17 protein-coding genes are annotated in these 22,536 nt (G+C 71.1%); 5 read left to right on the top strand and 12 right to left on the bottom strand.

Translation table 11 applies throughout. The features are described 5' to 3' along the window. The first annotated feature begins 82 nt into the window (after positions 1–82). Positions 83–1,246, top strand: a complete 1,164-nt coding sequence (locus ACIRFL_RS01165; RefSeq protein WP_404022899.1) for an MFS transporter — start codon at positions 83–85, stop codon at positions 1,244–1,246. A gap of 33 nt (positions 1,247–1,279) precedes the next feature. Here the strand turns inward: ACIRFL_RS01165 and ACIRFL_RS01160 are convergent, their stop codons facing one another. Next, entirely contained in the window at positions 1,280–1,966 is a 687-nt protein-coding gene (locus ACIRFL_RS01160; RefSeq protein ID WP_404022897.1) for a hypothetical protein, read from the bottom strand. A gap of 357 nt (positions 1,967–2,323) precedes the next feature. On the opposite strand from ACIRFL_RS01160, the gene ACIRFL_RS01155 reads away from it, so the two are divergent. Together ACIRFL_RS01155 and ACIRFL_RS01150 are read left to right on the top strand one after the other, a co-directional pair. Continuing rightward, positions 2,324–3,385, top strand: a complete 1,062-nt coding sequence (locus ACIRFL_RS01155; protein WP_404022895.1) for a PucR family transcriptional regulator — start codon at positions 2,324–2,326, stop codon at positions 3,383–3,385. A gap of 196 nt (positions 3,386–3,581) precedes the next feature. Continuing rightward, positions 3,582–5,216, top strand: coding sequence for a cytochrome bc complex cytochrome b subunit (locus tag ACIRFL_RS01150; RefSeq protein ID WP_404022894.1), 1,635 nt, complete (start codon positions 3,582–3,584; stop codon positions 5,214–5,216). A 31-nt stretch (positions 5,217–5,247) separates the two neighbouring features. Here ACIRFL_RS01150 and ACIRFL_RS01145 read toward each other — a convergent pair whose 3' ends face one another. From ACIRFL_RS01145 to ACIRFL_RS01105, 9 genes are all read right to left on the bottom strand, one after another. Next, positions 5,248–5,607: a hypothetical protein gene (locus ACIRFL_RS01145; RefSeq protein WP_404022893.1), complete on the bottom strand. Its 360-nt coding sequence runs from the start codon at positions 5,605–5,607 to the stop codon at positions 5,248–5,250. After that, positions 5,604–7,298: a cbb3-type cytochrome c oxidase subunit I gene (locus ACIRFL_RS01140; RefSeq protein WP_404022892.1), complete on the bottom strand. Its 1,695-nt coding sequence runs from the start codon at positions 7,296–7,298 to the stop codon at positions 5,604–5,606. Before ACIRFL_RS01140 ends, ACIRFL_RS01145 begins: the two co-directional genes overlap by 4 nt. Beyond that, positions 7,295–7,963, bottom strand: a complete 669-nt coding sequence (locus tag ACIRFL_RS01135) for a cytochrome c oxidase subunit II (protein ID WP_404022891.1) — start codon at positions 7,961–7,963, stop codon at positions 7,295–7,297. The genes ACIRFL_RS01140 and ACIRFL_RS01135 overlap by 4 nt, the downstream gene beginning before the upstream one ends. A gap of 257 nt (positions 7,964–8,220) precedes the next feature. Further along, the gene (locus ACIRFL_RS01130; protein WP_404022890.1) at positions 8,221–8,568 is read right to left on the bottom strand and encodes a cytochrome C oxidase subunit I; all 348 of its coding nucleotides are present in this window, start codon (positions 8,566–8,568) and stop codon (positions 8,221–8,223) included. Between the two features lie 16 nt (positions 8,569–8,584). Beyond that, positions 8,585–10,276, bottom strand: coding sequence for a cytochrome c oxidase subunit I (gene ctaD, locus ACIRFL_RS01125; RefSeq protein WP_404022889.1), 1,692 nt, complete (start codon positions 10,274–10,276; stop codon positions 8,585–8,587). Positions 10,277–10,435: 159 nt separating this feature from the next. Further along, complete coding sequence (locus ACIRFL_RS01120) at positions 10,436–10,609, bottom strand: hypothetical protein (RefSeq protein WP_404022888.1); 174 nt, start codon at positions 10,607–10,609, stop codon at positions 10,436–10,438. Positions 10,610–10,613: 4 nt separating this feature from the next. Continuing rightward, positions 10,614–13,829 carry an FAD-binding and (Fe-S)-binding domain-containing protein gene (locus ACIRFL_RS01115; protein WP_404022887.1) on the bottom strand — a complete coding sequence of 1,072 codons (3,216 nt, stop codon included), beginning with the start codon at positions 13,827–13,829 and terminating at the stop codon, positions 10,614–10,616. 29 nt (positions 13,830–13,858) lie between these two features. After that, complete coding sequence (locus tag ACIRFL_RS01110) at positions 13,859–15,007, bottom strand: enolase C-terminal domain-like protein (protein WP_404022886.1); 1,149 nt, start codon at positions 15,005–15,007, stop codon at positions 13,859–13,861. Then, positions 15,004–16,803 (bottom strand): thiamine pyrophosphate-requiring protein, encoded by a 1,800-nt coding sequence (locus tag ACIRFL_RS01105; protein WP_404022884.1) that lies wholly within the window; start codon positions 16,801–16,803, stop codon positions 15,004–15,006. Before ACIRFL_RS01105 ends, ACIRFL_RS01110 begins: the two co-directional genes overlap by 4 nt. 217 nt (positions 16,804–17,020) lie before the next feature. On the opposite strand from ACIRFL_RS01105, the gene ACIRFL_RS01100 reads away from it, so the two are divergent. Continuing rightward, a complete protein-coding gene (locus tag ACIRFL_RS01100; protein ID WP_404022883.1) occupies positions 17,021–18,802 on the top strand; it encodes a glycoside hydrolase family 15 protein in 1,782 nt (593 codons plus the stop codon). Positions 18,803–18,820: 18 nt separating this feature from the next. Here the strand turns inward: ACIRFL_RS01100 and ACIRFL_RS01095 are convergent, their stop codons facing one another. Both ACIRFL_RS01095 and ACIRFL_RS01090 read right to left on the bottom strand, forming a co-directional pair. Continuing rightward, positions 18,821–20,632: a thiamine pyrophosphate-requiring protein gene (locus tag ACIRFL_RS01095; protein WP_404022881.1), complete on the bottom strand. Its 1,812-nt coding sequence runs from the start codon at positions 20,630–20,632 to the stop codon at positions 18,821–18,823. A 104-nt stretch (positions 20,633–20,736) separates the two neighbouring features. After that, the gene (locus tag ACIRFL_RS01090) at positions 20,737–21,603 is read right to left on the bottom strand and encodes a DMT family transporter (protein ID WP_404022879.1); all 867 of its coding nucleotides are present in this window, start codon (positions 21,601–21,603) and stop codon (positions 20,737–20,739) included. A 241-nt stretch (positions 21,604–21,844) separates the two neighbouring features. Between ACIRFL_RS01090 and ACIRFL_RS01085 the strand changes: the two genes are divergently transcribed. Next, a complete protein-coding gene (locus ACIRFL_RS01085; protein WP_404022878.1) occupies positions 21,845–22,510 on the top strand; it encodes a hemerythrin domain-containing protein in 666 nt (221 codons plus the stop codon). Positions 22,511–22,536: the final 26 nt, after the last annotated feature.

Here is a 22,536-nt window from a genome sequence, read left to right as displayed (position 1 = left end):
GCGTACGGAAGCGGTCACCGCGCTCGCGGTGGGCATGAAGCCAGTGACCGGTGCCGGGGCAGAGGTGAGGAGTCGGGTGGGAATGCGGCCGTGGCGGTTCGTGGTGTGGTTCGGCGTGGTCAGTCTGCTGGCCGACCTCGTCTACGAGGGGGCTCGCTCGATCACCGGCCCCCTGCTCGCGTCGCTGGGCGCGTCCTCCCTGGTCGTCGGCGTGGTCACCGGGGCCGGGGAGGCGGCGGCGCTGGGTCTGCGGCTGGTCTCCGGTCCGCTGGCGGACCGCACCCGCCGCTTCTGGGGCCTGGCCATCGCCGGCTACGCGCTGACCGTGGTCTCGGTGCCGTTGCTGGGCGTGGCGGGGGTGTTGTGGGCGGCCTGCGTGCTCGTGGTCGCCGAGCGGGTCGGCAAAGCGGTGCGCTCACCGGCCAAGGACACCCTGCTCTCGCACGCCACCGCGGCCACCGGCCGCGGACGCGGGTTCGCCGTGCACGAGGCCATGGACCAGGTCGGCGCCATCGTCGGCCCGCTGCTGGTGGCCGGGGTGCTCGCGCTCACCGCGGACGACTACGCACCCGCGCTGGGCGTGCTGGCCGTGCCGGGCGCGGCGGCCCTGGCACTGCTGTGCTGGCTGCGCTCCCGCGTCCCCGACCCCGAGGCGTACGAGCGCGAGGCGGCACCTGCCACCAGGCGGCCGGCGACGAGCAGCCGTCTGCCGGCGGCGTTCTGGACCTATGCGGCGTTCACCGCGGCGACCACCACCGGGTTCGCCACCTTCGGCGTGCTCTCCTACCACCTCGTCGAACGCCACCTGCTGTCCGCCGCCTGGGTGCCCGTGCTGTACGCCGCCGCCATGGCCGTCGACGCCGTCGCGGCGCTCGTGACGGGCTGGCTGTACGACCGGCACGGTCCCCGTGTCCTGGTGGCCCTGCCGGTGCTGACCGCCGCGGTCGCGGCCCTGGCCTTCACCGACACGGTCGCGCTCGCCGCGGCCGGTTCGCTGGTGTGGGGCGCGGCCATGGGCATCCAGGAGTCCACCCTGCGGGCGACGGTGGCGGACCTGGTCCCCTCCGGCCGGCGCGCGACCGCCTACGGTGTCTTCGCCGGTGCCGTCGGCGCCGCGAGCCTCGCGGGCGGCGCGCTGACCGGCGGCCTGTACGGCTACTCGATCCCCGTACTGATCGCCGCCGTCGTGGTCATTCAGGTCCTCGCCCTGGCCCTGCTGGCGGCCACCACGGCGCACCGCACCTGAGCCGTGCTCGGCGCCGCGTCGGCGTCCGGGCCCTCACCCCCTCGGGTCACCCCGCTGCCCGGCCGGCGAAGGCCGCGAGATCACCTCGGCGGGGCCGGAGAGCCGGTAGGAGCGGACGACGGCGAGCAGGCTCACGGCCACGAGCGCCGCGCTCCACGGGGCCAGGTCGCGCAGCGGGTCCGGCATGCCGCCCGCCGCCCGCGCGGCGCGCGGGGGCACCCGCCCCTTCGGGTCGTAGACGACGGGCAGGGTGTCTCCGGGCCTGGTCGTCTGCCCGCAGCCGGGCCAGACGCGGACCTTGAACGGTACGCCGTGGGTGTCCGCCACCGTGCACAGGTACCGGCGGTGCTCGCCGGCCGCCCTCTCGTCCTGGACCGAGGTCACCACCGCGGTCTGCACCCGCCCGCGCTTGGCGAGCACCACCTGCGCGGCGGCCTGCGGAGCCTGGAGGGCGAGGCATACGCCGAGCACCGCCGCGATGCCGACCAGGGCCCGGCCGGCTCCCACGACGACCAGGTAGAGGGCGAGGGCCGCGGCGCACACCAGGCCCGCCTCGCCGGCCGCGAGCGAGGGGCGGCCCGTCCAGGCGCCGAACAGCGTGGTGCCGACGATGGCCACGGCACCCAGGGCTCCCACGAGGAGCCCCTCCCCCACCAGCCACCGGGGCGGCAGCCCGACGAACTCGGCGGGTCCCCATACGGCGGTGCGCAGATGCACCATGACGTGGGGCTGTGTGGCGGAGGGCCGATGCCTTCGGCGCACAGCTGTCACTCCTCCGTGGTCTTCCGGTCCGTCAGCGCCCGCCCATGCTGCCACCGCGGCGGGACGGCCGCCGCGCCCGGGACCGGACACCTTCGCGTGCCGGGCGTTGCCGGAACCCGGCAAACGCCTGTCACGGCCCGCTGTTTCCCCTGCATTAGGCAGAATCTTCGAGGTGGGAGAGGAGACCGGGATGCGGTGCCACCACCCGGTGGCGGGACCGCGTTGCCGATACCCGGCAGCGTTGAATACCCTCCCCTGGGCCTGACGCCGTCAAGAACGCGTCAACAGGGTGGCGGACACAGCGGGAGGACGACGGTGGCGCAGTCGGAGGCGGCCGCATACCTGAGCGGGTACGCCCGCATACTGACCGACGTCTTTGCGACCGGCCGCAGACTCACCCGCGCGGAACTGGACGAACGGCGTGCTCTCGGCGAGCAGGCCGCCGACGCCGGTCACAGCCTGCGGACCCTGGTGCGTGCGCACCTGACGGCCACCCGGACCTGCTGGCCGGGCGCCATCACGGCAGCCGGGGCCGGCCGGGTGCTGGCCGCGGTGGAACAGGCCGTGGACGCCTTCGCCGAGGGATACGAGCGGGCGCAGCGCATGGCCGTACGTCAGGAGGAGGCGGCACGCCGGGAGTTCATCGACGACCTGCTGTACGGGCGCAGCGACCTGGGACGGCTCGCCGAACGGGCCGAACGCTTCGGTCTGCTGCTGTCCCACGCGCATGCGGTCGCGGTGGCCGAGGGCCCCCATGCCTACGACGACGCCGCCCCCGTCACCCGACGGGTCGAGGCCGCCCTGATCGCCCGGTTCGGCGACCGACGTATCCTGCTCGCCACGAAGAACGGGCAGTTGATCTGTATCGCGCCCGGTGACCAGGACGACGTTCTCACCTTCTTCGCCCGGCAGGCCCACGCGGCGACGGACGGCAGCCGGGTGGCCATCGGGCGTCCGCAGCCCGGCGCGGGCGGTGTGGTGCACTCCTACGACGAGGCGCTGAACACCCTTGATCTGGCCCGGCGGCTGGGGCTTGAAGAGCCGGTGGTGCGGGCGGCCGACCTGCTGGTGTACCCGGTCCTCACACGGGACCGGCAGGCGATGGCCGACCTCGTGCTCAGCGCGCTGGGGCCGCTGCAAAGCGCCCGTGGCGGTGCCGAGCCGCTGCTGCTGACGCTGGAGGCGTACTTCGAGTCGGGGTGCACCGCGGCCGAGGCGGCGCGGCGGCTGTCGCTGAGCGTCCGTGCCGTCACCTACCGGCTGGACCGCATCCGCGAGTTGACGGGCAGCGACCCGGCCGACCCGATGCACCGGTACACGCTCCAGACCGCCGTCATCGGGGCGAGGCTCCTGGGCTGGCCCGCCCGGGAGCTGTGAGCCCCGCCCCGCAGCCCGCGATGCGGCCGGCCGGGGCGTCCCGTGCCCGGTCCACGGCGGCTGCGCGATGCGCGCGGGGCCGGCGAGGCGTCCCCCCAACGCGGTCCCCGGCGTGCACGGTCAGGGCCCCGCTGCGAGGCTCTTGATCGAGCACGAAGGGCAGGACCCACCGCGGCGGCGGAAAGGCGGCAACGGCGTGTCGGACTTCTACGAACGCGTCTGGTCGCCGCCGTCCCGCGGCGAACGCCTGGCCACCGCGCTGGACAGGCGGCTGCCGCTCAGCACGGCGGGGCGGCAGTTCCTGCGTAAGGCGTTTCCGGACCACTGGTCGTTCCTGCTGGGCGAGATCGCCCTGTACAGCCTGCTCGTCCTGGTGCTCACCGGTGTGTTCCTGAGCTTCTTCTTCCATCCGGGCATGTCGGAGCAGACCTACACCGGTTCCTACGCACCGTTGCACGGGGTGCGCACGTCCCAGGCGTACGCGTCGGTGCTGCACATCAGCTTCGACATCCGCGGCGGCCTGCTGCTGCGGCAGATCCACCACTGGGCGGCGCTGGTCTTCGTCGCGGCGATCGGGGTCCATCTGCTGCGGATCTTCTTCACGGGCGCGTTCCGGCGGCCGAGGGAAGGCAACTGGACGATCGGCGTGACGCTGTTCGGGCTGGCCCTGCTGGAGGGGTTCTGCGGCTACTCGCTCCCCGACGACCTGCTGTCCGGCACCGGTCTGCGCACCGCCCAGGGCATCATGCTGTCGATCCCGGTGGTCGGCACGTATCTGCAGTTCTTCGTCTTCGGTGGCCAGTTCCCCGGCCAAGAGATCATCCCGCGCATGTATGTGTTCCACATCCTGCTGCTGCCCGGCCTGCTGCTCGCTCTGGTGGGCGTCCACCTGGGCTTCGTCGTCTACCACAAGCACACCCAGTGGGCGAAGCCCGGCCACAGCAACCACAACGTGGTCGGCAAGCCCCTGGTCCCCCAGTACACGGCGAAGTCGATCGGCCTGTTCTTCGTCCTGACGGGCGTGCTGGCCCTGATGAGTGCGCTGATGCAGATCAACCCGGTGTGGTCGTTCGGCCCCTACCGCGCCGACCACGTCTCCCTGGACGCGCAGCCGGACTGGTACGTGGGCTTCCTGGAGGGCGCGCTGCGGCTGATGCCGGCCGCGGAGACGGACATCGCCGGTCACACCTTCGTGTGGGACGTGTTCCTGCCCGGCGTGGTGCTGCCCACGGCCCTGTTCGTCGTCCTGTACGCCTATCCCTTCTTCGAACGGTGGATCACGGGGCCCGCCCCGGAGCAGCACCTGTGCGACCGGCCGCGCGACCAGCCCACCCGCACCGCCTTGGGCGTCGCGGCGCTGTCCGGCTACGCCGTCCTGCTCATGGCGGGCGGCCAGGACGTCCTGTCGTACGTGTTCCACGTACCGTTCGAGTTGCTGACCTACGTCCTGCGCACGCTGCTGTTCCTGCTGCCGTTCCTGGCCTACCACCTCACCAAGCGGGCCTGTCTCGGACTGCAGGCGGCCGACCGGCGGCGGCTGCTGGACGGCCGGGTGGCGCCCGAGGTGCGGCGCACCCCCGGCGGCTACGAGGCGGCGCGGAACCTGCTGTCCCAGGATGACGCGTACCGGATTCTCGTGCGGAACGAGCCGCGGCCCCGCGCGCACGGGACGGAGGTGTGGCGGTGGTTCCGCAGGCACCGCATCCGCAATGCGCTCAGCCGGTGGTTCTTCGCCAGGCGGGTGGGGCTGCCGGCCACCGAGGTCCAGCGGCGGCGCGTCGAGGTGGCACGCGCCGCACCGGGCGAGGCCGAAGGGGGCGGCGGGGACTGACGAGGTCCCGCCGTCGGGCGGGGCGTGCGGATCATCTGCCGGAGGTGGTGGCCGCGCGCACGGCCAGCGCGAGCGCCACACCGAACAACGGCACCGCGAGGGCCAGCAGCCATACGCCGTAGACGAAGGTCAGGGCCACGAGCGCACAGCCGACCGCCACCACCGGAGCTGCGGCGGCGCCCCGGTCCGGCACGCGGTAGCGCACCTGCTGATCGGGCCCGGAGCGGGCGGCGGCGAGCACGGCCAGCGCGGCCAGTTCCAGCAGTGCGACGACGCTGCCGTAGAGCCAGAACACCAGCGAACTCTCACCGTAGATGCCGAGGACCGCCAGCAGGATGCCGTTGAGCGCTCCCCAGCCGGCGACCACCGCATACGGCAGATGCCGTTTCACGGTCCGCTCGCCTCCTGCCTGCCCGGTGCCGGCGCTGTCCGGTCCGACTGCCGCTCCTGCAGATCGAGCAGCGGGGCGAAGCTGGAGACGGGCGGCAGCGGCCGGTCGGCGCCGAAGTTGAGCCGGGGCGGTGGCGAGGTGGTGGCCCACTCCAGGGTGTGCGCCTGCCACGGGTCGTCGCCCGCCTTGCGCTCCCGGCCCAGACAGATCGTGCGCAGCGTCCACAGCACGTTCACCACGAACACGCTGACGCCGATGGCGAGGATGCCCGCCCCGCTGCTGGCGAGCAGGTTGAGCCAGGTGAAGCCGTCGAAGTCGGCGTAGGTCGCCACCCGCCGCGGCATGCCGAGGTAGCCGAGGGCGAACATGGGCAGGAAGGCCAGGTTGGTGCCGAGCACCAGCAGCCAGAAGTGCAGTCGGCCGAGGCGTTCGCTCAGCATCGCGCCGGTCACCTTCGGGAACCAGTAGTACACGGCGGCGAACAGGCCGAAGGCGCTGCCGGCGAACAGCACGTAGTGCAGATGGGCCACGATGAAGTAGCTGTCGGTGACGTGGTAGTCGATCACCGGAGTGCCGATCATGATGCCGGTCAGGCCGCCGATCAGGAACTGCGGGATGAAGGCCAGGGCGAACAGCATCGGGGTGGTGAAGCGCAGCCGGCCGCCGAGGATGGTGCCGATCATGGAGAAGTACTCCACGCCCGCGGGGACGAGCAGGGCGATGGAGGTCAGCGAGTAGTAGTCGTTCGTGGCCTGTCCGGTGGCGAACATGTGGTGACCCCACACACTCATCGACAGGGCGGCGAAGACCAGCAGCGACAGCGCGGTCCCCCTGTAGCCGAAGACGCGCCGGCCGGAGAAGACGGCCAGCACCTCCGTGGCGGCCGCCAGGTACGGGAAGAACATCACGTACACGACGGGGTGGCCGTAGAACCAGAACAGGTGCTGATAGCCGATGTTCCAGGTGTTCGAGGCGAAGACGGCGGGGTCAGCGCGGCCCACGGCGAGCAGTGCGAGCGCCGCGAGCAGGGCGGGGAAGGCGCCGATCACCATGAGGCAGCTGGCGATCATCGACCAGCAGAAGACGGGCAGGCGGAGCATGGTCATGCCGCGGGCGCGCCGGCGCAGCACCGTCCACAGCACCGCCCAGGCCATGATGATGACGCCGGTGGTGGACAGGACGACACCCGCGATCCACAGATCGGATCCGATGCCGGGCGAGTGCTCCTTGTCGGCCAGCGGCGGGTAGGAGAACCAGCCGCTCGCATGGGCGCCGTCGTTGGTGCCGAACCCGGAGAGCATCAGGGCGGCGCCGAGCGCGAACAGCCAGTAGCCCAGCAGGGTGAGCCGGGGTGCGGCGATGCCGGGTGCGCCGATCTGCAGCGGCACGAGGTAGATGCCCATCCCGAGCGCGAACGGGGTGAACACCATGTAGATCATGCCGGAGCCGTGGACGGTGAACAGCTGGTCGAAGGTGTCCGGGTCCACGATGTCCTGGTCGGGCTGGGCGAGCTGGCTGCGCATCAGCAGGGCGAGGACGCCCATGAGCAGGAACATGACCAGGCAGGTGCCGACGGTCAGCAGCCCGATGCGCTTGTGGTCGGTGGAGGTGAGCCAGCCGAGCCAGCCGCCCGGTGCGACCGGCCGGCCGCCCGTGTCCTCGGTGCCGGCCGCGGCAGGGGCGATCGTCATACGGCGGCCCCTGCCGGGGTGGCGAGCGGCTGACCGTGCAGATACCGGTCGTAGTCCTTCGGCGAGACGGCCTGGATCCAGAAGTCCATGCTGTAGTGGCGCTCGCCGCAGAACTCGGCGCACCGGCCCCGCCAGCGGCCCTCGTGATCGAGGGTGAGGGTGAAGGTGTTCACGTGGTCGGGGAAGGTGTCCATCTTGTAGCGCAGGTCCGGGATCCACAGCGAGTGGATGACGTCCTTGGCGGACAGGCGCAGCTGCACCGGCCGGCCGGCCGGTACGACCAGCGTGGGCAGGTCCTTGCCCCGGCAGGTGCCGGTCGCGCTGCGCTTGGCCGGGGACTGCGGATGGCTGAACTTCCAGCACCACTGGAAGCCCTGGACATCGACGCGTACGGGGGTGCGGTCCGGGGGCCGGTGCTCCTGGTGGTTGTGCCAGGCGGTCCAGGCGATCAGGAAGGCGGCGAAGGCGGTCAGGACACCGACGTAGTACTTTTCGAGGACGGGCCGATCGGATCTTCTGGAGGCGGCGCCGTGCCGTCCGGCGCGCCGTCGGACGACCGCGTAGGCCATCAGGGCGAGCACCACCAGGAAGACCAGTGCGGCGACCGCCGACTCCACGGCGAAGACGGTGCCGAAGACATGGCGCTGGATCACCCTGTCGCCCATATGGTCGCTCCTGTCACGCCTCACGGAACCACAGCCACCCGGACATTACGGGCAATGCGGAACGGCCCGCGCCGGGACACACCAGCGGCGGCGGGGTTCGCGGCCGGGCGGCCGTGCGATCCGGCCGGGTCCGGGCCGCCGGCGCCCGCCGGCGGCCCATGGGGCGGCGCGGGCGGCCGACGGGCGCCGGCACGCAGCCCGGCGGCTCGGGCCGTCGCCGCCCCTGCCTCCCTGTCCTGTCCGGTGCCCGCGGGCGCCTAGAAGAGGAGCATCCACAGGGTGACCAGCAGGGTGAAGGCCGCACAGACGGCCAGCGCCGAGCCCACGCAGCGCCTGCGCAGTGTCCGATAGCGGTGCTCGTACTCGGCCCGCAGGGACCTGCACCGGTCGGCGACGCGTTCGAGGTCGCTCTTGGCGCGGCGCAGGTTGTCGGTGACGTAGTGCTGCTCGATCTCCGTGCGCTGCGCGGTGGTCAGCCACTCCATCGGCCGGACGAACTCGTGCGCGCGCTGCCTGGCCTCGGCGATCCTGGCCTGCCAGAGGAGATAGCCCTCCACCTCGTTGGCGAACTTGCCGTCGCTTCCCTGTCTCGCCAGTTCGCTCACCGTCGTCCCCGCCCGTTCACTGGTACACACCGTGGGCTTCGGCCTCGGCCGTCGCGATGTCGGGATGGTGCAGGTCGAACGAGGGGGACTCGCTGCGGATCCTGGGCAGCGTCACGAAGTTGTGCCGCGGCGGCGGGCAGGACGTCGCCCACTCCAGCGAGCGGCCGTAGCCCCACGGGTCGTCCACGTCGGCCGGCTCGCCGTACCTGGCCGTCTTCCACACGTTGTAGAGGAACGGCAGCATCGACAGTCCGAGGAGGAAGGATCCGATCGACGAGACCGTGTTCAGCGCGGTGAAGCCGTCGGCCGCCAGATAGTCGGCGTACCGGCGGGGCATGCCCTCGGCGCCCAGCCAGTGCTGGACGAGGAAGGTGGTGTGGAAGCCGGTGAACAGCGTCCAGAAGGTCATTTTGCCGAGGCGTTCGTCGAGCATCTTGCCGGTGAACTTCGGCCACCAGAAGTGGAAGCCGGCGAACATCGCGAAGACGACCGTACCGAACACCACGTAGTGGAAGTGGGCCACCACGAAGTACGAGTCGGAGACGTGGAAGTCCATCGGGGGCGAGGCCAGGATGACACCGGTCAGACCGCCGAAGAGAAAGGTGACGAGGAATCCCGCCGCCCAGAGCATCGGTGTCTCGAAGGACACCGAGCCCTTCCACATGGTGCCGATCCAGTTGAAGAACTTCACTCCGGTCGGCACGGCGATCAGGAAGGACATGAAGGAGAAGAACGGCAGCAGCACACCGCCGGTGACGAACATGTGATGCGCCCATACGGTGATGGAAAGCCCGGCGATGGCGTTCGTGGCCGCGACCAGACCCATGTAGCCGAACATCGGCTTGCGGGAGAACACCGGGATCACCTCGCTGATGATGCCGAAGAACGGCAGCGCGATGATGTACACCTCCGGGTGGCCGAAGAACCAGAACAGATGCTGCCAGAGCAGGGCGCCGCCGTTGGCGGAGTCGAACACATGGGAGCCGAAGTGGCGGTCCGCCTCCGCGGCCAGCAGGGCGGCCGCGAGGACCGGGAAGGCGAAGAGGACCAGGACAGCGGTCAGCAGCACGTTCCAGGTGAAGATCGGCATGCGGAACATGGTCATGCCGGGGGCGCGCATGCAGATGATCGTGGTGATGAAGTTGACCGCGCCGAGAATGGTGCCGAAGCCGGAGAAGGCCAGCCCCATGAACCACAGGTCGCCGCCGATCCCTGGCGAGTACATGCCGTTGTGCAGCGGGGCGTAGGCGAACCAGCCGAAGGCGGCCGCGCCCTGCGGGGTGAGGAAGCCGGCCACCGCGATGAGCGAGCCGAACAGATACAGCCAGTAGGCGAGCATGTTCAGCCGCGGGAAGGCCACGTCGGGCGCGCCGATCTGCAGCGGCATGATCCAGTTCGTGAAGCCGGCGAACAGCGGGGTGGCGAACATCAGCAGCATGATCGTGCCGTGCATCGTGAACGCCTGGTTGAACTGCTCCTTGGAGACGATCTGCAGCCCCGGTCGCGCCAGTTCGGCGCGCATGACGAGGGCCATCACCCCGCCGAGCAGGAAGAAGGCGAACGATGTCCCCAGGTACAGCGTGCCGATCGTCTTGTGGTCGGTGGTCGTCATCCACTTCACCACGACGTTCCCGGGCTGTCTGCGCCTCACCGGCAGCTCACCGTGGTAGCTGTCGATCGGCCCCGGAGGCTCGTTGAGAATGCTCACAGGTTGTTGTCTCCCGGTGCGGGGATTGCGCTACGCCGTGGCGTCTGTCGCCCGCCATTTTTGCGAGACGCAAAAAAGGCCGACGCCCGGACCGGATGACACGCCGACAAAGGATGACATGGGAACCTGAACGGCCCATAAAGCTGTACGGGACCGCCATCAGATGAAAATGAAGAAAAGTATGAGAATGACCGCCGCCGCTACCAGCCACCAGATCCACAGGTGATGGCCGCCTTGCGGCCGGCCGTCGGGTCCACCGCCACGCGGCCGGTCCTCCTCCAGTTCCGGTTCGTCGGGACGGTCCCTGGAGTAGAAGTCGTCGCCGTCTGCCATGGGCTCATCCCTCCCTTCCGTCACCAGCGATCGAGTACCCAGCAAAGCGAAGCCGAAAATGCGGAGGACCGCCCCGCGCGGCCCGCACACCGGCCGCGGTCAGGGCCGCGGCGAGCGCCGCGACGGCCGACACCCTGAGGAGCCGGGTACGCCGGGGCGGCCTCGGCAGGGACCCGGCATTCCGTTCCGGGAGCCGGCTCGCCGCGTCCCCGCCGCTGTCCCGGGCCAGCTTCATCACCTCGGCCATGTGCAGGGCGCGTCGTCCGGTGCCGGCGTCCTTGATCTGTGTCTTGCAGGAGAAGCCGTCGGCGACCACCAGACAGTCGTCGGCGGCGGCGCGGACCGCGGGCAGCAGGGCCTGTTCGCCGCAGTCCAGGGAGATCTCGTACTTGCCCGGCTCGAAACCCCAGGATCCGGCGAGGCCGCAGCAGCCGCCCTGGAGGTTCTGTACCTCGAGGCCCATCTCCTCCAGCAGCTCCTGCTCGGGGGTCATGCCGCCGGTGGCCCGGTGATGGCAGTGCCCCCAGAGCAGGGCCGTGCCGTCGAGCCGGGGCGGCCGGATGCCGAACGTCCGGAAGAACTCCGCGAAGTGGTAGGCGTTCTTGGTGAGTCGCCTGGCGTCGTCGTCATGCGGCAGCAGCTTGGGCAGTTCGTCCTTGAACACGGCCAGGCAGCTGGGCTCCATGCCGACGATGGGGGTGTCGGCCCGCAGGTGGGGGCGGAGGGTGTCGAGGACGCGGTGCAGATAGCGTTCGGCGGTGTCCAGGAAGCCGTAGTCGTACAGCGGCCGGCCGCAGCAGATGTGCCCCTCGGGCATGACGACCTGCCAGCCCGCCGCCTCGATCGCCTCGACACACGCGATGCCGACGTTCGGGTGGAAGTGGTTGTTGAAGGTGTCCGGGAACAGGACCACCGGACGGCCGCCCGGGTTGGCGGTGCCGCCACGGCGGGCGAACCACTCCTGGAGTGTCATGGGCGCGAGGCGCGGCAACGGGCGACGCCGGTCGATGCCCGCCATGGCCTTGACGAGGCGGGCGAGTCCGGGTGTCTGGGTGGCGAGGTTGGCGAGTTCCGGGACCCGGGCGGCGATCCTGGCGGCTTGGTCGATGAAGCCGAAGGCATAGACGTAGCGGGGGCGCCGGCGGCGTGGCGACCGGTAGTGGTGGTACAGGAACTCCGCCTTGTAGGTGGGCATGTCCACGTTGACCGGGCAGTCGTTGGTGCAGCCCTTGCACGCCAGGCACAGGTCGAGGGCGTCCTTGACCTCTTCGGACTGCCAGCCGTCGGTGATGACGTCGCCCTTCAGCATCTCGTACAGCAGGCGGGCACGGCCGCGGGTGGTGTGCTTCTCCTCGCGGGTCACCTGATAGCTGGGGCACATGGTCGTCTCCGCCTGCGGCACCCGGCACTTGCCGATGCCGACGCAGCGCAGGGTCGCGTGCGCGAAGTCGCCGCCGTCCTCCTCGTAGGCGAATTTCACCCGGTGCCGTGGCGGGTTGTAGTCGGTGCCGAGCTTGAGGTTCTCGTCCATGCGGTAGGCGTCGACCACTTTGCCGGGGTTCATCTTCCACTGCGGGTCCCAGATCTCCTTGAACTCCCGCATGGCCTGCACGAGTTCGGCTCCGAACTGCTTCTCCAGCAGTTCCCCGCGCTGCTGTCCGTCGCCGTGCTCCCCGGACACCGAGCCGCCGAGGGACACACACAGGTCGGCGGCCTCCTCCAGGAAGGCCCGGTAGGTGGCGATGCCGTCGGCGCTGCGCAGGTCGAAGCTGAGCCGGCTGTGGATGCACCCCTGCCCGAAGTGGCCGTACATGGCGCCGGTGATGCCGTGCTTGTCCATCACCTTGCGCAGCCCGCGCACATACGCGCCGATCCGGTCCGGCGGGACGGCGGAGTCCTCCCAGCCGGGCCAGTGGTCCTTGCCGTCGGGCGGGAACGCGGTCGAGCCGAGGCCGCTCTCCCGAATCGCCCACAGGTGTTCGCTGGTGCCGCCCTCCTGTTTACTCTTGGCGATCCGGATGCGGTCCCGTGCGTAGCCCTTGTCGTGGGTGAGCCAGTCGGCGAAGGCGTGGGCCTGTGTGACGGACTCCTCGGTGCTGTCCGCGCCGAACTGCACCACCAGCCAGGCGCCGCCGCCGGGGTGCGGCAACTCCTGGATGTCCTGCGCGTTCATGTTCTGCAGCCGCTGGTCGCGGATGAGCCGGTCGTCGAGTGCTTCGAGGCCGATCGGCCTGAACCGCTCGACGATCTCCTCGCAGTGCTCGGCCGCGTCGGCGAGGTCGCCGTACTCCACCACGACGGTGGTGCGTCGCGGCAGGGCCGGGGTGAGCATGAGAACGGCCCGAAGGGTGGTGACACAGGTGCTCTCGGTGCCGACCAGTGCGCGTGCCACGTTGAAGCCGCGTTCGGGCAGGAGTTCGTCCAGGTTGTAGCCGGAGACGCGGCGCGGCACCCGGGTGGCCGGGTGGAAGCCGGCCCGGATGGCGTCGGCGTACTTGTCGCGCAGGTCGCGCAGCGCCGCGTAGATCTCACCCTTGCGGCCGCCCTCGGCGATGATCGCGTCCAGGCGGTCCTCCTCGTCCACGCCGACCCAGAACCGGGCGCCGTCATAGGTGACGATCTCCAGGGCGTGCACGTTGTCGCTGGTGCGCGGGCCCGGCCCGTACAGCTGTGACTGCACCGAGTGGATGCCGCAGGAGTTGTTGCCGATGTTGCCGCCGATCAGACACCGGGAGTGGGTGGAGGGGTCGGGGCCGAACACCAGGCCGTGGGCGCCGGTGTGCCGGTTCAGCTCCTCGTTGATCACGCCCGGTTCACAGGTCACCAGACGGCGGTCCGGGTCCGTCTCGCCGATCCGCGTCAGGTACTTGGAGTGGTCGATCACCACCGCCTCGTTGACCGTCTCACCGGACAGGCTGGTGCCCCCGCCCCGGTTGAGGACGGGCGCGCCGAACCGGTGGCAGACCCGGTGCGTCGCGACGACGTCGTCCAGGTCGCGGGGGACCACGACGCCGATGGGCACCTGACGGAAGTTGGACGCGTCCTGGGCGTACAGCCCGAGCGAACCGGCGTCGAAACGGACTTCGCCGCGGACGGCCTTGTGCAGGGCCCGCTCCAGCTTCCCGACGTCGAGCCTCTGACGGGCCCGTGGCGGGCCGGGGATCTGCGGGTGCGTCTTGGCCGGGATCTCGCGTGTCGCCCGGCGTGCTGCCTGCGCCATCGGTTCTTCGGTCTCCTTTGGGGTCCTGGTCACGCGGCCCGCGTGCCGTGGACCCGGTAGCGTTCGGCGTCGGGCCATTTGACCTCCAGGCCGTGCCCCGGCCGGCCGGTGTCGGGGCGCAGCGCGCCCCCGTCCGGTGCCAGGGTGCCGTCGAAGATCAGCTCTTCGAGTCGCACGTGGTCGTGGAAGTACTCCAGGTGCCGCAGCCGGCGCACGGCGCAGAAGGCGTGGGCCGAGACGGCGGGCGCGCAGTGCGCCGACAGGTCCAGATGGTGTGCCGCCGACAGTCCGGCCACCTCCAGTACGCCGGTGATCCCTCCGCAGCGGGTGACGTCGGCCTGGAGGCAGTCCACGGCGGGGCCTTCGACGAGGCCGGCGAAGTCCCGTGTCGTGTAGGCGTACTCGCCCGCCGCGATCTCCAGCAGTTCGGGCCCGCGCTCCCGCAGCAGACGCAGACCGTCCAGGTCGTCGGAGCTGACCGGCTCCTCGAACCACCGCACGTCCCACTCGTCGTGGAAGCGCCTGGCCCAGTACAGCGCCTGTTTGCGGCCGAGCGCCCCGTTGGCGTCGGTGAGGAGTTCCGGCTGGTCACCGATGGCCGTCCGCACCGCGCTCAGCCGCTGCGGGTCACGTTCGGGGTGCCGGGAGGTCTTGAGTTTGACGCGCCCGATTCCCTGTTCGACCCAACCGGTCAGCTGGTCGGTGAGCCGGTCGAGGGGGTAGTTCGTGAACCCGCCGCTGCCGTACACCGGCACCCGGTCGTGGTACGCCGGGAGCACATGGATCAGCGGCAGGTCGAGCAGCCTGGCCTTGAGGTCCCACAGCGCCACGTCCACCGCGGAGACCGCCATGGCACCGACGCCGGGGCGGCCGGCGTTGCGGATGTGCCGTCCCATCCGGTGCCACAGGGCGGCGGGCGCCGTGACGATCTGGTCCCGCAGCAGCGGTGCCAGCTTGGACTCGACGAACGAGGCGACCGACACATCGCCGTAGGTGTACCCGAGCCCGGTGCGACCGCCCGCGCCGACCTGGACCAGCACCATGGTCGTGGAGTCCCATTCCAGGGTGCCGTCCTGCTCCCGGCCGTCCGGCCCGTCGGTCGGCACCTCGAAGGCGTGCACGTCCACCGAGTCGATCCGGCAGCCGTGCCGCTCACGTCCCGCGCCGTCGTCCCTCACGTATGCCGTCCCGGCAGGCGCTCGGCCGCCTCGGCGAACTTGTGGCGTACGCCCTTGGCCGCGATGCCGACCCGCTCCGGGTCACGGACGGCCGCCTTGGCGGCCTTCTTGCCCTGGGCGAGCATGATGTGCGGCGGGATCGGCGCGATCTCGCTGTCGACCTTGAACTCCAGCACCACGGGCACATCCGAGGCGAGCGCCTCGTCCCATGCCTTGCCGACCTTCTTCGGCTTGTCGCAGCGGATGCCCTTCAGTCCCAGCATCTCGGCATACCTGGCGTAGGGGACGTCCGGGATGTCCTGGGAGCCCGGGAACTTCGGGTCGCCGGCCATGGCGCGCTGTTCCCAGGTGACCTGGTTGAGGTCCTGGTTGTTGAACACGCAGAAGACGAACGGCGCCGGACCGGACAACCGGTCCAGATACCGCTTCACGGTGATCATCTCGGCCATGCCGTTCATCTGGAACGCGCCGTCACCGACGAACGCGATCACCGGCCGGTCCGGGTACGCGAACCGCGCGGCGATCGCGTACGGCGTCCCCGGACCCATCGTGGCCAGCGTGCCCGACAGCGACGCCCGCATGCCCCTGCGCAGCTTCAGATGCCGCGCCCACCAGTTCGTCCCCGACCCCGAATCCGCCGTCAGAACGCACCCGTCCGGCAGCCGCGGCGACAGCTCCGCCGCAACCGCCTGCGGATTGATCAGGCCGCCGAAGTGCTGCCCCGCGCGCTTGCGGCAGATCGCGTCCCACTCGCGGACGTCCTGCTCGATCCGCTCGCGCCAGCCGCGGTCCTGCTTGCGGGCGAGCAAGGGCACGAGGGCCTTGAGGGTTTCCTTGGCGTCGCCGACGAGATGGGCGTCCATGGGGTACCGGAGGCCGATCATCCGTCCGTCGATGTCGATCTCGACACCGCGTGCCTGGCCCTCGTCCGGCAGCCACTCCGCGTACGGGAAGCTCGTGCCCACCATCAGCAGGGTGTCGCAGTTGCGGATCATGTCGTCGCTCGCCTTGCTGCCGAGCAGACCGATCGGGCCGGTCACGAACGGCAGGTCGTCGGGCAGCACCTCGCGGCCCAGCAGCGCCTTGGCGACGCCGGCGCCCAGCAGCTCCGCCGTCTCCACCACCTCGCTCTCCGCGTGCGCGGCCCCCTGGCCGACGATCATGGCGACCTTGGTACCGGCGTTGAGGACGGCCGCGGCCTTGCGCAACTCGTCCGGGTCGGGAAGCAGACGCGGTCGGCTCCAGCCGACACTGGAGAAGACGGAGCCGTGCGTCTTCGGCGGCGACGGCTGCGCGGCCTCCTCCTGGATGTCCTCCGGGATGATCACGGTCGCGACGGAGCGCATGGTCAGGGCCGTCTTGAAGGCCCGGTCGATGACGTGGCGCGCCTGGCCGGGGTGCACGATCGTCTGGCAGTAGTCGGAGACGTCCGCGAAGAGCTGGGCGAGAGGGAGCTCTTGCTGGTAGTGGGCGCCGAGGGAGAGCCGTTTTTGCTGGCCGACCACCGCGACCACCGGCTGGTGGTCCAGCTTGGCGTCGTACAACCCGTTGAGCAGATGCACCGCACCCGGCCCCGAGGTCGCCGTACAACAGCCCACCTCACCGGTGAACTTCGCATGCGCGCAGGCCATGAACGCGGCCATCTCCTCATGACGCGTCTGGATGAACTCCGGATTGCCCCGGGCGCGGTCGAAGGCGCCCAGCAGCCCGTTGATGCCGTCTCCGGGATAGCCGTAGACCCGCTCGATCCCCCATTCCTTCAGACGTTCCAGTACGTAGTCGGCCACCAGCGTCATGACGTGCTCCCTCGGATGCGCAGCTGTGCCCTGGGCATGGGGTGACCGGCAGCCGGGTCGGGTAAACGGCCCGTGCTCGCGCTCCCCCGTCCTGGCGAACACGTGGTCGGCCGGACGGCTCTGCCGGGCGAGGAGCCCGCCGCGTCGCGCTGCGGCCTGCGGACCGGTCGGCGTACAGGTCGTTTCCTGGCCCGGCCGTCGGGAAACCCCCCGTGTCATGGAGGAGAGAGCGGATCAGTGCCAGGCGCCGGGAGGCGGTCTCTGCCCGCCGTGGGTCCTACGGGGCTATGCGGTCCTCGCCGACGGCGAACGCGCCGCCGTGGTGGACCCGCAGGGGCGGATCGTCTGGTTGTGCGCACCCCGGTGGGACAGTGACGCGGTGTTCTCCTCGCTCGTCGGGGGCGGTGGGTACTTCGGGGTCGAACCGGAAGACCCCTGGCATGTCTGGGGCGGCTACTACGAGGACGGCACCCTGATCCGGGTGAGCCGCTGGCTGACCGCCGGCTCCGTGATCGAATGCCGCGACGCCCTGGCGATGCCGGCGTCCACGGACCGCCTGGTGCTGCTGCGCCGGATGCGGGTGGAACGCGGCGAGGCGCGGCTGCGGCTCACCCTCGATCCGCGCCCCGGATTCGGCGCCGAGCGCATGCGTGACGCCCGGCGGGAGGGGGACGTGTGGACGGCGGAGGCGGGCGGGCTGCGCCTGCGGCTGACCGGCGCGCACCGGGCCTCGTGGGATCCCGAATCCGGCCTTGCCGGTGAGGTGTGCCTGCGCAAGGGCGAGGAGCACGACCTCGTCCTTGAGCTGTCGACGCGGGCCGGGGCGCCCCGGCCGGATGCGCAGCGGTGCTGGAGCCGGACGGAGCAGGCGTGGCGGCGGGCCGTGCCGGACTGCTCCGGCCTCGCCGCGCCGCGCGACGCCCGGCACGCCTACGCGGTGCTGCGCGGCCTGACCAGTTCCTCGGGGGGCATGGTGGCCGCCGCCACCACGTCGTTGCCGGAGCGCGCCAACACCGGCCGGAGCTACGACTACCGCTTCGCCTGGGTGCGTGACCAGTGCTACGCGGGCCTCGCCGTCGCCGCCCACGGCCCGCACGAACTCCTCGACACCGCCGTACGGTTCACCGCGGAACGCGTCCTCGCCGACGGCGAGCGGCTGCACCCGGCGTACACCGTCGACGGCGGACGGGTGCCGGACGAGCGCAGAGTCGACCTCACCGGTTATCCCGGCGGCGGCGACCGCATCGGGAACAGGGCGGCCCGGCAGTTCCAGCTCGACGCGTTCGGGGAGGCGCTCCAGTTGTTCGCCGCCGCGGCGCACCACGACCGGCTCACGCCCGACGCGCACCGAGCGGTCACGGTCGCGCTCGACGCGGTGCAGCGCAACTGGAGCCGGCCGGACGCGGGGCTGTGGGAACTCGACGAACGGTGGTGGACCCAGTCCCGGCTGAGTGTGGTCTGCGGGTTGCGGCGCCTGGCCGGGGCGCTGCCGGGCCGGACGGGCGAGCGCTGCGCCGAAACCGCCGGTCTCGTCTTCGCGGAGACCCGCCGCCGCTGTCTGCGGCCGGACGGCCGGTGGCGCAGGGCCGCCGACGACGACGGGCCGGATGCCGCCCTGCTCACTCCCCTGGCCCGTGGCTGTCCGTCCGCCGACGATCCCAGCAACGCGCTGACCCGCCGGTTCGTCGAGGAGCGGCTGGCCGAGGACGGCTATCTCTACCGCTTCGCCCACCCGGGCGTCCCCCTCGGCGAGGCCGAAGGTGCCTTTCTGTTCTGCGGGTTCACCATGGCGCTGGCCGCCGACCGTCTCGGCGACCGGGTCGGCGCGCTGCGCTGGTTCGAACGGACCCGGGCGGCCTGCGGACCGCCCGGGCTGTTCGCGGAGGAGTACGACGTGCGCCAGCGTCAGCTGCGCGGCAACCTGCCCCAGGCGTTCGTCCACGCGCTCCTGCTGGAGTGCGCGGTGCGCCTGAACGACGCCTCGGCGCTTCCGGTCTGAGCGTCCCCCGTGCGGACCTCACCCGCGGGTGTGGTCCCCGCGGCCCGGAAGGTGCTCGGCGTACTCGGTGATCTTCTGCCGTACGCCCCTGGCCGCGATGCCGACCCGTTCCCGGTCGTGCAGCGCCGCCTTGGCGGCCTTCTTGGCCTGGGATTTCATGAGGTGCGGCGGGATCGGCGCGATCTCGCTGTCGACCTTGAACTCCAGCACCACGGGCACATCCGAGGCCAGTGCCTCGTCCCATGCGGCACCGACCCGTGCCGGGTCGTCGCACAGGATGCCCTTCAGGCCGAGCAACCGGGCGTATGCCGCGTAGGGCACGTCCGGGATGTCCTGGGAGGCCGGATACTTCGGGTCGCCGGCCATGGCGCGCTGTTCCCAGGTGACCTGGTTGAGGTCCTGGTTGTTGAACACGCAGAAGACGAACGGCGCCGGACCGGAGAGCCGGTCCAGATACCGCTTCACGGTGATCATCTCGGCCATGCCGTTCATCTGGAACGCGCCGTCACCGACGAACGCGATCACCGGCCGGTCCGGGTACGCGAACCGCGCGGCGATCGCGTACGGCGTCCCCGGACCCATCGTGGCCAGCGTGCCCGACAGCGACGCCCGCATGCCCCTGCGCAACTTCAGATGCCGCGCCCACCAGTTCGTCCCCGACCCCGAATCCGCCGTCAGAACGCACCCGTCCGGCAGCCGCGGCGACAGCTCCGCCGCAACCGCCTGCGGATTGATCAGGCCCTCGAAGTGCTGCCCTGCCCAGCGGTCGCACAGGTCGTTCCATGCGCGGACGTCCTTCTCGATCCGCTCGCGCCACCCGCGGTCCTCCTTGCGGCGCAGCAGCGGGATCAGCGCCTTGAGGGTTTCCTTGGCGTCGCCGACGAGATGGGCGTCCATGGGGTAGCGGATGCCGATCATCCGTCCGTCGATGTCGATCTCGACACCGCGTGCCTGGCCCTCGTCCGGCAGCCACTCCGCGTAGGGGAAGCTGCTGCCGATCACGAAGAGGGTGTCGCAGTTGCGGATCATGTCGTCGCTCGCCTTGCTGCCGAGCAGACCGATCGGGCCGGTCACGAACGGCAGGTCGTCGGGCAGCACCTCGCGGCCCAGCAGCGCCTTCGCGACCCCCGCCCCGAGGAGTTCGGCGGCCTCGACGACCTCCCCCTCGGCCTTGGCTGCACCCTGGCCCACCAGCATGGCGACCTTGCTGCCCTCGTTGAGTACGTCCGCGGCCCTGCGCAGTTCACCGGGGTCGGGCAGGACCCGGGGCCGGCTCCAGCCGACGCTGGAGAAGACGGAGCCGTGCGTCTTGGGCGGCGACGGCTGGGCGGCCTCCTCCTGCACGTCGTTCGGGATGATGACCGTGGCGACGGAGCGGGTGGTGAGAGCCGTCTTGAAGGCCCGGTCGATCACATGCCGGGCCTGTCCCGGGTGCACGACCATCTGGCAGAACTCCGAGACGTCGGCGAAGAGCCGCTCCAGATCCACCTCCTGCTGGTAGTGGGCGCCGAGGGAGAGCCGTTTCTGCTGGCCGACCACCGCGACCACCGGCTGGTGGTCCAGCTTGGCGTCGTACAGCCCGTTGAGCAGATGCACCGCACCCGGCCCCGAGGTCGCCGTGCAACAGCCCACCTCACCGGTGAACTTCGCATGCGCGCAGGCCATGAACGCGGCCATCTCCTCATGACGCGTCTGGATGAACTCCGGATTGCCCCGGGCGCGGTCGAAGGCGCCCAGCAGCCCGTTGATGCCGTCTCCGGGATAGCCGTACACGCGCTGCACGCCCCACTCGGTCAGGCGGTGCAGCACATAGTCGGCGACTTGGGTCATGGGGTACTCCTGAGCCGGGGGGTGCGGAGGGTCGAGGAGGGAGTTGCCTCCACGCGTCCCGGCACAAACCCCGGGCATCGGCCGTATAGCCGCATCGGTTCGCCCTACCGGCTCTCGGCGCTCGCGTCCCGGCCGGGCATGGCCGGGTGCCGGGCGAGTACGAAGACGCCGGCGACGATGGCGATCAGCCCCGCGACCTGCCAGGCCAGCGCGAGGGCTTCGGTGCGCAGGCGGTCGCCGAGGAAGCCGACGCCGCAGGCGATGCCCGCGAGCGGTTCGGCGGCCGTCAGGGCCGGCAGGGACATGCGCAGCGGCCCCGCCTCGAAGGCGCTCTGCACCAGCATGAGGCCGGTCACGGCCAGCGCGACCAGGGTGTACGGCACCCAGCTGACGAGCAGCGCGACCACCCCCTCGCTGCCGATGATCCCGCTGGACATGCGGGTCAGGGCGTCCTGCACGCCGTAGAGCATGCCGGCCGCGGCGGCCAGCAGCGGCGGCTCCTCGAACAGCGGCAGATGACGTGCGGCACCGATCAGGATGAGGGCGATGCCGATGACCAGGCCGATCACGATCCATTGGCGGAAGGCCCCTGCCGCCGCCGCGCCGGCGCTGGGCCGTCCGGCCAGGGTGAAGGCGATCACTCCGCCGCCGAGCAGCAGGACGCCCGCCCAGCCGGATGCGCCGATCCGCTGACCGCTGAGCCGACGCGCCAGCGCGAAGGCGAACAGCAGATTGGTGACCAGCAGTGGTTCCACCCGGGACAGTTCGCCCTTGGCGAGCGCGACGGCGCTCAGCAGCTGCCCGGCCACCATGCACCCGATCCCGCCGAGCCACACACCGTTGTGCGCGAGGTCCCACAGGAGCCGGAAACGCAGGACGTCAGCAGCGGGCGCCCGTTCGGCGGCGTGCTGCTGGAGCACGAAGCCGATGCCGAGCAGGCATGCGGCGGCCAGGGCGAAGACATAGACCATGGGAGCTACCCGTCTCACCGGACATCGCCACCGTATGTGCTCGGGCAGGACTCCGCAGTTCCACACCGCGACCTACCGTGTGCGGGCCGCCGCGCACGGTGTCGGCGGCCCGGTCGCCGCCCGGTCGCTCGGTGCGGGCCCGCACGGGCACGCACCGCGGCGCAACCGATCAGGCCGGGTGTGCGTCAGCGGGGCGGCTCGCGGGTACCCGCGAGCGCTGAGACCGCAGCAAGGAGGCATCATGCGAACCCTGACGAAGCCCGCCGCGCCGCAGGTGACGGCCGGGCCGCTGCGCACCGCGAAGGCCACCGCCAGGGTGGCGGACACCACGTCGGCCTGGTCACTGCGGGTGGCCCGCGCCATGGGCGCGGAAAGCGCCGTCGACGTGCTCACCCGGCAGCACCGGCAGATCAGACTGGGCTTTCTGCGGGCCGCGCTGCCCGGTCCGTGGCGGCGCCGGAACTTCGATCGGCTGATGCGCCTGCTCGCCGTGCACGAGGCGGCCGAAGAGGCCCATGTGCACCCCGTCGCCCGCCGCGCCCTGCGGCACGGCCGTGAGCTGGCCGCCCGCCGCCGCGACGAGGAGCGGGAGGCCAAACAGCTGCTGATCGCGCTGTGGCGCACGGGCCCCGACGGCGCCGGCTATCTGCGGCAGCTGAACGAGGTACGGCGTGCGGTGTCGCGGCACGCCGCCCGTGAGGAGCGCGAGGAGTTCAAGGCGCTGCGGAAGGCCATCAGCCCGTCCCGGCTGCGCATGCTGGGCGCCGAGGTCAAGCTCACCCAGGTCTACGCCCCGACCAGGCCGCACCGCTGGGTCAACAACGAGGCCACGAACAAGCTGGCCGCGCCGGTCCTCGGCCCCGTCGACCGGGCGCTCGACGCCCTTCAGCACCACAGGGCCTCCTGACGCCCACGGCAGTGCCGCCGATGTGG

Source organism: Streptomyces sp. NPDC102462 (assembly GCF_044765425.1).
Lineage (GTDB): Bacteria > Actinomycetota > Actinomycetes > Streptomycetales > Streptomycetaceae > Streptomyces.
The sequence above is the reverse complement of the archived record's forward strand: the minus strand, read 5'-3'. Positions and strand labels throughout refer to the sequence as shown.